The organism is Vibrio diabolicus (genome assembly GCF_011801455.1).
Lineage (GTDB): Bacteria > Pseudomonadota > Gammaproteobacteria > Enterobacterales > Vibrionaceae > Vibrio > Vibrio diabolicus.
The window spans coordinates 957360-970657 of sequence record NZ_CP042452.1 but is presented as its reverse complement, the minus strand read 5'-3'; the positions used below and the strand labels follow the sequence as shown (position 1 = coordinate 970657).

The window sequence follows — 13298 nt, the reverse complement described above, 5'->3', positions numbered from 1 at the left end:
CATAATGAAAACACTACTCCCCGTAGTTCTCTCATTAGCGTTAGTGAAACCAGTCCATGCAATGGACTGGTTTCAAACTAACACGCCTTTAACGCAGGCACATCAACACTTACTTGAAGATGATCTTGCCGGTATGTTCAACTCTCTTGTTGAACTGTGGCAAACGGAACCAAGTAAAGATTTGACTCCTCATCTCAATGACCTTCTTGGTCAGTCACTATCTAAAAACTGTGGCAAGTCTCTCACTGGTGTAACGCTGCCTGAATGGATAAGTGGCGTGAACGTTATTCGTCAGACCATCCAAAGCCCTGGGCGAGATACATTTAGGTTAGTGATCAAGCTAAGAGCTACAACTGACATCGAAAATATTTCATTTAATCGATGGGTGGATGATTCTATATCCGCAGACAGTTCATTCAGTTATGAAGAACAGCCGAGCGGTACGGAATTAGCCAATGAGCGTAGTTATTCGAAACGCTATAACCTCACGGGTAAGCTTGAAGCAGGCTTGTATCACTTAACTATTGTTTCTAAAGATAAACAAGAGTATCGAACTTGGGTAATATTAGGAGATTCCAATTCTTCGCAATATGTTCGTTGGACATCTAAAGAGAATTGGAAAGTAGAAAAGAGCGCACTTCGTAATCCCCATTGTCCATTACCGCAACTTGAAGTTGGTTTATATGACTACATTGATGGTCAATACGAGCAAATGTGGAAAAAGACTTACGAGTCTAACTATCCCAATTCACTAGAGCTTGCGGGTGTCCCAAATGATAGATACGTGCTAGCAGTGAGTATCAACAGTCGTCGTTGGCAGGGCGATATAATTGTTGAGCAAGCTCAAACTATTAGCCGAACCTATGATCTTTCCCAAGAAGAATAGTTAAAGAAATACCATTTGTGCCGATAAAGGTTCAGGAAGAACCAAAATCACAAGTGTAGTATGAAAACCAAATATAAAATTCTAGCCACCTCTGTTGCCACCACACTTTTCGCAAACGTTGCTTCGGCTGCCACTTATGCGATAGAAGCTCGTAGCGATGCGATGGGTGGCGTTGGTACGGTATCAGCAACTTATCTGACTGCTCCTTTTTTCAACCCCGCACTTACTGCAATTTATCGCCGAAACGATGATGCAGGAATGATCGTGCCAAGTTTTGGTGGTAACTACGATGATCAATATGATCTTGTCGATGAAATCGAACGCATCAGCAAATTGACTGATGTCGATGAAATCAAAAAATCGATGAATGCCATAGATGGAAAAAAAACTGACTTTGATCTTGGTGGCGTTGTCGCTATAGGTATTCCTAATAAATTTTTATCTGCAACTGCATACGGTAAGTTATACACTGAATCATTCGTGCAACCAAAAGTAGATACGTCAGGTATTAATCCGTTAGACGATAGCTACGTACAAGGTGTTTCTATTGGTGTTGCTGAAGCAGGTGTATCACTTGCTAAATACACCAACTTTATGAATCAACACCTTTCATTTGGTGTTACGCCTAAACTTCAGCGTATTTATACGTACTCTTACGCCACGAGTTTTCAGAATTTCGATACCAAAGACTTACGTGAACATGAAACAGCGGAAACGATGTTTAACTTGGATGCGGGCGCGCTTTGGTTCTTTGGCCCATATCGTGTCGGTATTTCAGCAAAAAACTTGATCGGAAGAGACGTTAAAACAAAATCGTTCATGTATGGCAGTGATACGATTAAATCATACGAATACAGCATGCGTCCCGTATATACGGTCGGGGCAGGGATTGTTGCCGATTACTTTACTATGAGTGTCGACTACGATCTTAATGAGGAAAAACGTTTTTCATCCTTCGATGATAATACGCAAATGATTCGAGCTGGTATTGAATTTGATATCTTGCGTCAAATGGCGTTGCGAGCGGGTTATATGAAAAACTTAGCTCGAAGTAGCGACGAAGGTACCATTACTGCGGGTATTGGACTGTCTCCACTTAAGTTGATCGAATTAGATATTGCTGCTCAGTACACGAACGAGAACGCAATGGGGGCATCAATTAATTTCCTTGCGACCTATTAATTGAATCGTTATAGTCTGCTCCTCAAAATGAGGAGCTTTTTTATGTTTGACGATTTACCCCCTCTATCTCACCAAGAGCAACAACAAGCTGTAGAGAAAATTCAAGAATTGATGGCGAAGGGCACAAGTACAGCAGAAGCCATCAAAATTGTTGCCGAACAGATTCGATCTGAGTACGCAGAAAAACAACAGCAACAAAACTAATTAATTCATATCAGGGCTTTGGCCCTGTTTTTTTGGTCCTCATATTTATCCTCAAATATTTTCATACCTTAACGTAGTTACGTCGTAACGTTATTTCTATACCTTTCAATTTATTCAACTTCCTCTATTCTGTACTAAGCAGTTAGTAAAATTTTACTTGTTTAAGTTAACCTTGATGCGTTCTGGCTTGAACGAATATGGGGTGAAATGCTATTTTTTAAATTAAAATTAATAAAATCAGTGACTTGTGTTGGTTTTTTTGTCTTGTGTTTCTATTTCGATCATCTTTTTGTGTAATTAAATTACAAGATGATGATTGGGTATGTTTTCAAGTAGAGGATTATGCTGTGAAGATAAAAAAGACACGTTGTAACAGAAAAATAAAATCTGAATATAGTTATATAGTTGACGTTATATAGACAGTAAGTGCTCGCAGACGTATGTCGGTTTTAGGTTGAACATAGGAGTGTTGGACTCTGTTTTAACTCTAAATCTTGTCTTTAATTCAGTGTTGTCTATGAAATAACTCTTAATCTTGATCGATGGATTACACGAAAAAATTACTTATTGCCAAGTGGTTTTACTAAACTAGGCGACGTTGTAATTAGGAATATAAAACAAGCTGCAATAGAAATTGACAGGGTTTAGAAGCGTAGTGACGGCGTAACGTGGGTTTGTTTGCTTTAGTTACATAGTTATGTACATCTTAAGGAGGAGAACAAAATGGGCCACATATCAATAACTGGTAGTTGACTTCACGAGCCTTCAATGGCTATTAGATAGCTGATCGCTCGGCTGTTTCCACATTCTTATATCAAACTCCCATATTTTCATGAAATATGAGTTTAGACATTGCATTCGCTCTTAGTGAACTAGACTTACTATAAGCACATGAAAACTAACTAGGAGAGAAAGAATGAGTTACAAGCACGTTTTAGTCGCTGTTGATTTATCTCAATCTAGCCAAGTCGTTATCGAAAAAGCAATAACTCAAGCAAAGAACTCGAACGCCAAACTTTCATTCGTTTATGTGGATGTTGATCGTGTGATCATGGAGCCGAAAGAAGAACAAAAGTTGCAAAAGGAGCTACAAGAACTCGCTGATAAATGCCTATATCCAGTACACGAGACGATGGCAGTTATCGGTGACCTTCATATCAAATTGTCGGGAATCGTAAAAAAAGAGGGAATAGACCTAGTAGTCTGCGGTCATCATCATAATTTATTGAGCCGTTTCTTTTCATCGGTACCAAGGGTAGCGAATGAGGTTGAAGCAGATTTATTGATTGTTTACTTGGATGAGTGACAGTAACGCAGGTTTGTGCCACATCTTTTGTAATCCCGTTTTTCGCATATTAAAAAGCCGAACGTTTGCGTTCGGCTTTGCGTATGATTGACAACAAAATAACTAACCAGGAATGGCAGATGCCTCTTGGGATAAAATAGATGCAGACTCTGCGTTTGACTGCAAATCAAAATGCACGTTAACTTGCACACCTTCTCGCTCAAAAGTGACATCATCAAAATCGGTCATAGCAATTTTGAATCCATTTCTAGCAAAAAAGCCAGTCACCATAGTTCGCTGCTTAATTTCTAGTGCAGACGCGAGTAGCTTATCCATGGCATTCTCCTTGGTTATTGTGGGGATATGGGTAGAAGATACACGCAGAACGGTATGAAATCAATTTAATATAAAGCTGCTTTCGATTAAATTTTTAATGTAAGTCAATCTATCGTTTAACCCACGTGATTTATTCCACGCAAAGCCTTGATAATGAAACGGTATAGCATCTCATGTTGTGATAACAAGCATAAAGTTGGGGATTTTCATAAATGCCTAACGAGGCTCTTTGAAACAATACGTTACAAAGCTTCTCGCTAGACCTCATGAGTTATCAAAGGAAAATTATAAACCTGAAAAGCCATCCTAAAGTGATTCATTTTTCAATATTTTTGATAACTCAGACCTAATAAAAGTAGATATTTCAGCTAGCTTTCTTGGTAAAGGGTTTTGATAAGGGTAGGCGATATACATGGAGCGTTCTATATCAAAATTTTGTGAAATTTGGATATTTTTGTCTATATGGTTACCTTTTACAAGGTAATTTGGAATGACGCCAACCCCAACCCCCTCAGAGACAAAGTTTATTAAAATAGAGGTGTTATCAACTTCGATAACGTCAGTGTACTGCTTTTTAATTGATTCCTTATTCGAGTGATTCTTGTAGATTAATAGCGTGTTGTTATTGGCATTGTTAACTGTAGATATTAAAACATCGTTATAATTACCGATTTTATGTGCAATCAGAGTGTCATCAATAATATTATTAAGCCTAATCGCTAAATCTACGTTGCTTTCTAATAAATTCTCAACATCGTTACTTGATGATATTTCAAAGTTAACTGCTGGATATCGCTCTTGTAAGCCTTTAAGAACAGAGCCAAAAATAGAAGAGGCTATAGAGTTGGGCATTGTAATTTTAAACTTTCCATTAATGCATTCACTCAACGAGCTAGCTCTGTAATTTAACTCCTGCAAGCTCTCTAACGTTTTGATGGCAAGCTCTCTAATGCTTTCACCATGATCAGTTAAAACGAGTTTTCTTGTTGTCCTGTGGACGAGTGTTACACCAAGTTGTTTTTCTAATGCCGCTAACTGCCTGCTGACTTGAGCTTTCGACTTTCCAAGTTCTTTTGATGCCTCTGTAAGAGAGAGGTGTTTACAAATGGCTGCAAAGCAGACCAGCTCATTGTTCATCAATTCCATGATTGTTACCTTTTTGCAACTCTGAGTCACGTTGTCTTTTAACGGGAGGGAAAGTATAACTTGCATCAACGGAGGGGGACAATGATATTTAAAAGCCGTCATGAAATAATGGCAGACTACTACCTTAATAAAACCATATTGGATATTAAGTTAAACAAATATCCTGAAGAAATTAACTCAATCGACTTAAATAACGAAACGGAAAATTTAAAAATAAAAGTTCTCTCTCGTGAACTTACTAAGTTAGATTCAGGTGATTTAATTGTCGATTGCGCATCATTGATAATGACTCATTCAAAATCGGCAAAATCAATAATAAAGATCGAACTTGAAAATAATTCTTTAAATTATAAAGTTAAAAATGTGAGAATATTTAAATATGAAGACTGCAATACAAAATTCGAAAAGATCTGTTTATCAGAAAGGTACATTGTATAGAATAATAAATGATATTAGTGCTTTGTATACAAATTCATTAGTAAAATTATTTGGTGAAGAGTTGAGAATCCATCATTGCAAACATAAAATTAATGTAAGAACCACTAGTGAGTTGAGTGAACATATGAAGAAAGATCTAGGTATAGATTGAAAAGTAGAGAGTTTACGTTCCTATAAAGCTAATGTAATAATTACACTTTTGGGGATGAACAATATGTGGCCATAAGTGAGAACATTGAATTTTCTCGTCCTTTCGATAACTTAAAACATAAGTTATCGAAAGGATATAATGAGATTTGAAGACAAAGGCTTTAAGCAATCGTTAGGTTGCTTATCTGATATAACTTAAACACTAGCTCATGCCCAGCAGAGTTAGTATCAGAACTTCAAGAACGCCAGCAAAAGATCTTGTTAACTCAGAAAATTGCAGAGAAATAATGGAATATCCAATCCAACTGTTCGTCTACTTGAATGAGCAAGATGCAGAACAAACGCGTATAGTGTCGAACGTAATCAAAGATACAGTGCAGGAACTTAATCTGCTAAACGGTTTTAAAGTTGATGACTGGTTCTTATCAAGTGGCCGCTGCGGTGAAATCGAAGTTCATGGCCCATACAATACAGCCGATGAAGCTTGCAAGGCCGCAAAAGCCAAATTCGGTGTAACTAAGCTGACATCGCCACTGCTAATCTTCTAACTCTAAAGTGCGTATTATGGGCGCTTATGTTGAATACGATTGCATATGCGTATCCTATAAAATGTCTCTCTTTTGAGGGACAATTCAATGAAGTATCACGAAATGACTAAAAACTATATTTTTCGTGAATTTGAATGTGGTTTAACCGTCGAAGAAGCTGCCAAACTTTGTTTGAAAACTGTGAGAACGGTCAAAGAATGGGACAAGGGGAAATCCATTCCTCCAGAGTGTAAACGCTTGATGAGGATGAATAAGGGTAGGGAATTGAGCTCTTGTGAAGATTGGGAAAACTTCGTAATGAGGCATGATCGATTAGAGCTGCCAACAGGACAGTTGGTTACTGCACAGCAAGTATTGATTGGGGTTGCTTTACTTGAGTTAGGTGCATCGAATGATATAAAGGTTGCTCACCAAATATTGAAGTATGCAAGAGTACTAAAGAAAATAGTGTGATTGAAGGCTCCAACAGGAGCCTTATTTTTCTATTCAACCTCTAATGACTCTGGCCAGACAAAATATGGACCGAAACGTTTGCTGTATTTAAACTCACCACCTGAGAATTTACCTTCATCGGTTAATGAGTGCTTTCCGTCATCTAACGTTAAGTATCCTTTATTAACACACAAGCTAAGAAACTCATCTGTTTTAAGTTTGTGCTTTTTAGCTAACTTAGAGGAGCTGAGTTTAATTATTTCATTCTCTGTAACAGGCTTTTCAGTAGATTCCGTATCTAAATTAGCAGCTTGAACTTTCTCTAACGAGATTCTAACTTCATCACTAATACGAATAATGCGTTGCGCTTCCTCGTAGGAATCTTTGTAGACATTGGGGTCTTCATCACGGTCAATGAAGATACCCATTTCGTTATTGTTTACTTGGCTAAACTCGTAAAGGTTTAAACTTGTAATGATACAAGCACTTTCATTCATGTAGCACTTTGCATGGAGGTTTTTGCAAAAACTGGTACGCACAAAGGAGAGACCTTTAAGCCAGTTAATCTCATCAGGTTGTAGCTCGCTTTTGCCATAGACAATTCGAATGTCTATCTTTAATCGGTCTTTGTCTTCCAAAAGCTCTCGAATACGATCATTAAGCTTAAGAAAAGGGCTGATGAGGATCAGCCTTTCAGAAGCGTTCTTGATTAATTCTTCGAGGTAGTAGTTCGTTGCGCTTGTATTTAAAAACTTAGCCATTTCATATCCTTGACATATAAAACCTAGCGAATATAGATTACGTCTAAGAAAATACTGGATCAAGTAGCAGAGATTAAAAACGCGTGGTCAAATACTACGCGTTACGAATCACGCTTAAATTACTTGTCAGTTTAGCCTACGCACCGCTCTACTTTTACGGACTTTCCTCATTCGCAAGAGGCTAAACGAGTTAAGACTAAAATTTCCACTTCCTAAGCTATTAGCAGACACAATTAGGTTATTATTCTCTTGTTCTTTTGTCGTCATTTTTAGAGAACAATGAAATTGATCTGTATCTGCAGAAATCAATGTGAAGATAAATGAATACGTTTGATTGTGAGAAAAAATTGAAGCATTAGTTTTACAAATGATTTCTTCAATTTCTCCAGGTTTTAAAAGTTTTTGTATATCTACTCTTTCACTTTCAGCGTTGATATAAGTGTTATCGCCTTTGTTTATATAGAGCTTATCGACATATAAATTTTTATTACCTGAGCATGAAATGAAAAACTTACTCTCACAGAATCTATCATCATTTTCAATTTTCCAACTAAACGAAACTAAGCGGCAGTTAAATTCAAATGAGCTCCAAATATGGGTTTTAAAGATACTGAATAGTGACAATATAAATGCGGACAATGATATCAACACAGCCCAAACCTTTGCATCCATGTAAACCTCTTTTCTTTAACTAATGCTAATGTCTATGGTAACTAACGCCCAATTAAGGTGTAAGCAACGCTACCATGAAACACAACCATAAACACAAAAACCAACGATGGAATGAAAAATGCCAAGCGTTGAGAATCACTCTTAAATGCTTTGTTATGTAAATATTCCGAAATAACCTAAGCATCCAAATACAACACCGAAAATGGGTAACCAATATTGGAGTGAACCCGCTAGATTGATTGGCTTGAGGTAAGCTAACCTCAGCTCATACGCATTTTCACCGACTATTTCTAACTCAAATGCGCCTGATGGTACAATTTGAGTTTTAATTCGATTCGCACACACGTGAACAAAAATAGCCGCTACCACAGGAACAGAGGCTAACGCAGCGATTTCATTACTATTTACATTTAATATATACAAGAAAGTGAGAGGGACTACTGTAGATAAAAAGGTTACGACCCAAATAAGCACTAGCCCTCTTCGTATGTTTGTTTCAACTCTCACATTACTACCATTTTATCCGATTTACATAACGCCGCGTTAAGTGGTGAACAACGCGACCACCAAACCCTAAACCATTGTGCTGTAAACACTAAAGCAGATTAAAACCAAAAGTGCCAAGCGTTGTGAATCCGTCTTAAACGCTTTGTTATGGCGCTACTTTGCCGATAGAAGCTTAGCCTTTCTCAATACTGACGCAAATCGTTGTAATGTAGTACTAATACCGAAACAGATTGACCAGTCTCCGTCTTTTGGAGAATAGTAATTCATTCCCTCACCAGAACGAGGATCACGTAGCAAAAGCCCTCTGTTAATGAAGTCCTCTGAATAAGCAAACAGTTCGTCTACGTCTACGCCGAGGTTTAGTTCTTCAAAATTCTGATTATTAATGACATACACTGGATAAACAGTTTCAATTTCCAGCTTTTTCAATGAGGCCAACTTGATGAACAAGTTCACCTTTAAATCGTCTATACCACTGATACAAGAGATAAACCTAGCGCTTTCGCTTTTAGTAAAACTGAACTGTCGATCATTAATAAAGGTCAAGGCTAGTGCTCTTAACCCAATCTCACTAGAAGTAGACGTAATTGCAGACGCGTAATCAGCTAAAACTTTCTTAGCACTATTACTGTTTATAAATTCGTTAAATTCTTCCCGTGTCTCGATAGTTAAGTACTCAACCTCGGAATCAACAACACTTAGAAACTGTTTTACCCTATGCTCTGCATATAAATTATGTGCTTCTTTCAAAAGATTGAAAGTCGATGTCACAAGAACGTTTGTACTATTAGGCATTTGTAAATCCAAATTTTACTCCTGCGCCATAACGCTTGTTATACGGCTATTCGCCTACTATCATCCGTACATTGTGTAGTTTCCTTGTGACATTCTCAATAGATAACTTCATAGTTTCAATAATATGAATCAATGGCATAAGTGTTCTATTACTTATTCTAACCTAATCACGATCTCATCGAAGCGTTGAAGCTTGGTGGAATTTACCCCCGTAATACAGATTCGGGGGTTTGACCTCCCGCCGCACGTCGCGCAATCGTCCTAGCCCGTCCTCACTTGCTCCGCGCGTCCGTCGGAGAGAACCCAGAAAAGAAGAATAAGCATTGCTCGACACTCGCAAAGCTTTGGCGTTGTGAGTATGCAGCGTTCCAGTAGGTTAACGCGCCTTTGGTGTGGATAGTCTCTGCAAGGCTGGTCTAGCAGGAAGGAGGGCGGCAGCATCCAAGTGGCTTTGGGCTGCTAACCGCGCCGATTAAGTGATGAGGCTAGGTTTTGCTAAGGTGGGCGGCTTGGTGCCTCGTCGTCGCTCCGCAACTCCTTATCCCTGCGGGGCTGGCACCGTGCCTTTAATTGAAGTAGTCGACCAGTTTGCCTAGGAGGTATCTCGCAAGGTCATACACGAGCACAACAATGACTGCATTCACTATCGAGAGATGATCAAACAGCTCGACTATTTCAACGAGCTGTCCATGTGTTACGTATTCATTCATTAGGTTTCGTCTCCACTAAACAAACCGCCAACGGGTTTGAGTTCAATATCTTGCTCTTGCCGTTGTGCATATTGCTCATACGGCGAACACGTGACATAGAAGTTGGATGCGCCGCGAGACAGCTGGACGAGGCAATCGTCCAGATATTCCATCTTGACGCCCAACTTGTTTAGGAATCCGTCATCGAGGTAAGTCACACCGCGCGGTGTGACAACCTCAAAATGCACGTTGACGTGTATCGAGGTGGCTTTATGCCAACGCTCCACCGCAGAGACATAGATACTCTCTGAGTTCGCCAGTGGGAACCAAGCCGGAACGGTGCCTACGTCATGATAAGACTCATTCCCGCAACCAGCACCCGTACAGCTAGAACCACTAGAACCCATGACAGAACCAGGCGAACCACTTTGACCAGGACGTGCTTGACCTTGCGAAGTCGAAACGCCACTTTGCTGCGAAGTTTGATGAAGCTGCGTTCCTTCCGCAGTTGTCGTCTCAGAATCAGAAACCATACCAATAAGCGCATAAACTAAGTACCCAAATGAAAGCACGACCAGTGCCATAGCTGCTAAGAATTTCGGGTTAAGAAAGATGTTCTTTCCAAGCCCCGACTTGGTGATTTGCCCCGTGACAGTCGAGGCGTAGAGGAGGTGGACGTCAAGCGGCACCTTGAGGTTATAAACCACATCGTCTTTGCTTGGTTTGGTGACCGTTCGAGTTGGGTCATGTTCCAAGATGCGCGGTTTGCGGTTGGAAAAGAAGATCCCATCTTTACCCTTATGTTGCTTGGCCAACTCCGCGACACCTTTTAACTCTTTCGGGATTTGAGCAAAGTCAGGCGTGAGCAACACAATGTCCCAGTTGTAGTGCCGGTGCTCCATAAAGGCGTTGTTAAAGTTCTCTGGATAGATGATGCGTCCTTGCTCATCAAAGCGTGTGCGTTGGCAATCGTCTATCTCGCCATTGTCCAAACTGGACGTATCAATCGTTAGCCAACGAGAGTGAAACAGCTCAGAGAATCCCTCCGGTAAGTGAGGCTCAAAGTCAGTGAAAGGGCGCTTGTGTATGTTCGCCATTTTAAAACCTGCATTGACCGAGAAGATTTGCTGACACTCATCAATGAGGATGAACGCCCCAATGGGCGCCCAACAGAAAAAGTATTTCCAAAGCTCGAAGCCTTCAGGATTGCGAGAGCTAATGCGAATGAGCCGAGCCGTATCAGGAAACTTCTCACCAAGGCGTTGTTCAATCACTTCAAGTGGCTGCATGCCATGAATGTTCGTAATGCAAATTCGACCTTCACGCAGTGCAGGCAGTAAGTCAAACCACACGGCGCAAGCCGATTTGTAAGAGCCACCGTGACCGTATCGAAATGAAGTAGCCATTCAATCACCAGTTAAAGAAACGCATAACTAAAGACGTAGCGAACGCATCAAAGATGACACGTAATCCAGAGGTGACGCCGTATTCGGTCAAGATATAACGGACGTCAGAGGGAAGTGCATTAAAGCGGTCTTCGACAAGCGTATAGACGCCATACTCTTCGAGCAGCAGCTGCGCAATCTTGAGTGCGATTTGTATCGAGGCAATCTTGATATCGAGCCAAACTGAGATAAGCCACATCGCGCCGTATTCAAACGCGTTCTTTATCCATTCAATCGCCACATCAAAGAAGTCGAGAAAGGTTTGCCCAATGTTGGCAATAAACTCTAATGCTGAGTAGATGTATTCCATGTTATTTACTCCGATTACCAAACAGAACCCAAAGGGCGATTAAGGCACAAATGAACAGCACGACAGGGCGCACGTAGCCCGATACCGCATCAAAACGCTGTAGTCCTGATTCAACGGTTGCGCCTTTGATATTGAAAGACTTGTCGCTTAATGTGCCGTTGTTGAAGTTGGTGCCGATAGTGATTAAGCCTTTAATGTCGTCCACATAGCCTTGGATGGATTCGGCTTTTTCATCTATCGTGGTTTGCAGGTTGGCAAAGTCTTCTGCCGTGAAGATTTCGCCAGTGATAGCGGTGCCCGTAGGTGTGCCAAACTCTGAGCCAGTCAATAGACCCTCAATCGCATTTAAGCTGCTATCGAGTTCGCCCATGGAATCACCAAGCCCTTTTAAATCGTCACGAATGCCAATAGTGGCGTTGGTATTGTTGTTCACCGCCGTAGTGATATCGCCGTTGGCCTGTTGGATGAGTGCCTTGGTGTTGTTATAAATCTTGTTGTCATTGATTTGCTGCTCTTGAATGGCTTGGGTGTTATCGACCAAAGAGCCTTTCACATCAATAACCGCGTTGGTGATGTCAGCGTGTGACTGGTTGATATCGACGTTAAGATCATGAATGCCTTTGTTCACATCCATGTTAAGCCCTTTAATGGCAGAAAGGACTGCCGTGTCTGTCGATTCATCCGTGTCAGGGTCTTCTACGTCCGGTTTATCATCAACGACACCGGGATTAACCGTGTTGGTTGAATCATCGGGTAGGACACTTGGGTCTTCAATCTCGCCTGTTGGGTCATCAGGGTCATGAGTTGGGTCTTCCGGTTCATCGGGTGGAATGATGGGTTCATCTGGCCCATTCACGCCCCAGAAAAGTGTGCCACCTTCACACTGACGACCAGTGTAAGCAAAGCGCAGAGAGCATTGAGAGTCGGGCGTGTACTGTCCATCAGGAACGCCAGTACAAATAATGGTGGATTCGTTTTTGGTCATTTCGCATCGAGTGGCACCGTAGTCACCGTAACACGCGCCCGTCACCAGTTCGCCGTAGACCGCAGGGTGCCAATGCAATTTCACCGTATCGCCAATGGACTGTTTGAACTGGCAAGCGTCCATACAGGTGCCATCGGGATTCGTCCCATAGTCACATTTAGGCTCGCAGGCTATCGTTGAGCTATTAAATCGCTCGCCAGATGGACATCTCGCTTTCTCATATATAACGTAGGTCTCGTAGTAGCCTTTATTGTTATAACAATTTGAAGCATATCGGTTGTAACCTAAATCAGTATCGTAAAGCACAACAGAACAATCACGCACACCACCGTAAAGGTTTTCACCGTAATTCTCATACAAGCACGCATGGACAGAAGAGGGATTATTCCAAGCTCTTTTCTCATAGCATCCCATCATTCCCGAACTTGCATACATTTCTAAAGCACTAGAGTGACAGGCTAAAAATAAGAGAGAGAAAAAAATAAGGTAACGAAAAGTGAGACTAATATTCATCGCAACAAACCAAT

At 40.6% G+C, this 13298-nt stretch carries 16 protein-coding genes; 7 read left to right on the top strand and 9 right to left on the bottom strand.

Annotated features, from left to right (window positions below; genetic code table 11):
• The first annotated feature begins 4 nt into the window (after positions 1-4).
• From FR741_RS19630 to FR741_RS19615, 4 genes are all read left to right on the top strand, one after another.
• Complete coding sequence (locus FR741_RS19630; protein WP_005394478.1) at positions 5-886, top strand: DUF2861 family protein; 882 nt, start codon at positions 5-7, stop codon at positions 884-886.
• A 60-nt stretch (positions 887-946) separates the two neighbouring features.
• Entirely contained in the window at positions 947-2068 is a 1122-nt protein-coding gene (locus FR741_RS19625; RefSeq protein WP_167427509.1) for a conjugal transfer protein TraF, read from the top strand.
• A gap of 42 nt (positions 2069-2110) precedes the next feature.
• A complete protein-coding gene (locus FR741_RS19620) occupies positions 2111-2272 on the top strand; it encodes a YoaH family protein (RefSeq protein ID WP_005394474.1) in 162 nt (53 codons plus the stop codon).
• Positions 2273-3188: 916 nt separating this feature from the next.
• The gene (locus tag FR741_RS19615; protein WP_012842271.1) at positions 3189-3578 is read left to right on the top strand and encodes a universal stress protein; all 390 of its coding nucleotides are present in this window, start codon (positions 3189-3191) and stop codon (positions 3576-3578) included.
• 102 nt (positions 3579-3680) lie between these two features.
• On the opposite strand, the gene FR741_RS19610 is transcribed toward FR741_RS19615, so the two are convergent.
• Both FR741_RS19610 and FR741_RS19605 read right to left on the bottom strand, forming a co-directional pair.
• The gene (locus FR741_RS19610) at positions 3681-3893 is read right to left on the bottom strand and encodes a hypothetical protein (RefSeq protein WP_012842272.1); all 213 of its coding nucleotides are present in this window, start codon (positions 3891-3893) and stop codon (positions 3681-3683) included.
• Between the two features lie 306 nt (positions 3894-4199).
• Positions 4200-5039 (bottom strand): LysR family transcriptional regulator, encoded by an 840-nt coding sequence (locus tag FR741_RS19605; RefSeq protein WP_167427508.1) that lies wholly within the window; start codon positions 5037-5039, stop codon positions 4200-4202.
• Positions 5040-5120: 81 nt separating this feature from the next.
• On the opposite strand from FR741_RS19605, the gene FR741_RS19600 reads away from it, so the two are divergent.
• The 3 genes from FR741_RS19600 (at position 5121) to FR741_RS19590 (ending at position 6628) form a co-directional block, all read left to right on the top strand.
• Positions 5121-5477 carry a hypothetical protein gene (locus FR741_RS19600; RefSeq protein ID WP_167427507.1) on the top strand — a complete coding sequence of 119 codons (357 nt, stop codon included), beginning with the start codon at positions 5121-5123 and terminating at the stop codon, positions 5475-5477.
• A gap of 437 nt (positions 5478-5914) precedes the next feature.
• Positions 5915-6175: a hypothetical protein gene (locus tag FR741_RS19595; RefSeq protein ID WP_167427506.1), complete on the top strand. Its 261-nt coding sequence runs from the start codon at positions 5915-5917 to the stop codon at positions 6173-6175.
• A gap of 87 nt (positions 6176-6262) precedes the next feature.
• Positions 6263-6628 carry a phage protein gene (locus tag FR741_RS19590; RefSeq protein WP_045624244.1) on the top strand — a complete coding sequence of 122 codons (366 nt, stop codon included), beginning with the start codon at positions 6263-6265 and terminating at the stop codon, positions 6626-6628.
• Positions 6629-6657: 29 nt separating this feature from the next.
• Here FR741_RS19590 and FR741_RS19585 read toward each other — a convergent pair whose 3' ends face one another.
• The 7 genes from FR741_RS19585 to FR741_RS19555 all read right to left on the bottom strand — a co-directional run bounded on the left by FR741_RS19585 (position 6658) and on the right by FR741_RS19555 (position 13284).
• Positions 6658-7368: a phospholipase D family protein gene (locus FR741_RS19585; protein WP_167427505.1), complete on the bottom strand. Its 711-nt coding sequence runs from the start codon at positions 7366-7368 to the stop codon at positions 6658-6660.
• A 126-nt stretch (positions 7369-7494) separates the two neighbouring features.
• Positions 7495-8040: a hypothetical protein gene (locus FR741_RS19580; protein WP_167427504.1), complete on the bottom strand. Its 546-nt coding sequence runs from the start codon at positions 8038-8040 to the stop codon at positions 7495-7497.
• Positions 8041-8700: 660 nt separating this feature from the next.
• Positions 8701-9354, bottom strand: a complete 654-nt coding sequence (locus FR741_RS19575; RefSeq protein WP_167427503.1) for a hypothetical protein — start codon at positions 9352-9354, stop codon at positions 8701-8703.
• Positions 9355-9908: 554 nt separating this feature from the next.
• A complete protein-coding gene (locus FR741_RS19570; protein ID WP_017636214.1) occupies positions 9909-10052 on the bottom strand; it encodes a hypothetical protein in 144 nt (47 codons plus the stop codon).
• Positions 10052-11437 (bottom strand): zonular occludens toxin domain-containing protein, encoded by a 1386-nt coding sequence (locus FR741_RS19565; RefSeq protein ID WP_167427502.1) that lies wholly within the window; start codon positions 11435-11437, stop codon positions 10052-10054. The genes FR741_RS19570 and FR741_RS19565 overlap by 1 nt, the downstream gene beginning before the upstream one ends.
• Before the next feature lie 4 nt (positions 11438-11441).
• Positions 11442-11786, bottom strand: a complete 345-nt coding sequence (locus tag FR741_RS19560) for a DUF2523 family protein (protein ID WP_005477634.1) — start codon at positions 11784-11786, stop codon at positions 11442-11444.
• Between the two features lies 1 nt (position 11787).
• The gene (locus tag FR741_RS19555; RefSeq protein ID WP_332871191.1) at positions 11788-13284 is read right to left on the bottom strand and encodes a hypothetical protein; all 1497 of its coding nucleotides are present in this window, start codon (positions 13282-13284) and stop codon (positions 11788-11790) included.
• Positions 13285-13298 lie beyond the last annotated feature (14 nt).

What these genes read in the sequence shown, in the direction of transcription:
- FR741_RS19630 (WP_005394478.1), top strand. Translation starts at nt 5, where the DNA reads ATGAAAACACTACTCCCCGTAGTTCTCTCATTAGCGTTAGTGAAACCA.
- FR741_RS19625 (WP_167427509.1), top strand. Translation starts at nt 947, where the DNA reads ATGAAAACCAAATATAAAATTCTAGCCACCTCTGTTGCCACCACACTT.
- FR741_RS19620 (WP_005394474.1), top strand. Translation starts at nt 2,111, where the DNA reads ATGTTTGACGATTTACCCCCTCTATCTCACCAAGAGCAACAACAAGCT.
- FR741_RS19615 (WP_012842271.1), top strand. Translation starts at nt 3,189, where the DNA reads ATGAGTTACAAGCACGTTTTAGTCGCTGTTGATTTATCTCAATCTAGC.
- FR741_RS19610 (WP_012842272.1), bottom strand. Translation starts at nt 3,893, where the DNA reads ATGGATAAGCTACTCGCGTCTGCACTAGAAATTAAGCAGCGAACTATG.
- FR741_RS19605 (WP_167427508.1), bottom strand. Translation starts at nt 5,039, where the DNA reads ATGGAATTGATGAACAATGAGCTGGTCTGCTTTGCAGCCATTTGTAAA.
- FR741_RS19600 (WP_167427507.1), top strand. Translation starts at nt 5,121, where the DNA reads ATGATATTTAAAAGCCGTCATGAAATAATGGCAGACTACTACCTTAAT.
- FR741_RS19595 (WP_167427506.1), top strand. Translation starts at nt 5,915, where the DNA reads ATGGAATATCCAATCCAACTGTTCGTCTACTTGAATGAGCAAGATGCA.
- FR741_RS19590 (WP_045624244.1), top strand. Translation starts at nt 6,263, where the DNA reads ATGAAGTATCACGAAATGACTAAAAACTATATTTTTCGTGAATTTGAA.
- FR741_RS19585 (WP_167427505.1), bottom strand. Translation starts at nt 7,368, where the DNA reads ATGGCTAAGTTTTTAAATACAAGCGCAACGAACTACTACCTCGAAGAA.
- FR741_RS19580 (WP_167427504.1), bottom strand. Translation starts at nt 8,040, where the DNA reads ATGGATGCAAAGGTTTGGGCTGTGTTGATATCATTGTCCGCATTTATA.
- FR741_RS19570 (WP_017636214.1), bottom strand. Translation starts at nt 10,052, where the DNA reads ATGAATGAATACGTAACACATGGACAGCTCGTTGAAATAGTCGAGCTG.
- FR741_RS19565 (WP_167427502.1), bottom strand. Translation starts at nt 11,437, where the DNA reads ATGGCTACTTCATTTCGATACGGTCACGGTGGCTCTTACAAATCGGCT.
- FR741_RS19560 (WP_005477634.1), bottom strand. Translation starts at nt 11,786, where the DNA reads ATGGAATACATCTACTCAGCATTAGAGTTTATTGCCAACATTGGGCAA.
- FR741_RS19555 (WP_332871191.1), bottom strand. Translation starts at nt 13,284, where the DNA reads ATGAATATTAGTCTCACTTTTCGTTACCTTATTTTTTTCTCTCTCTTA.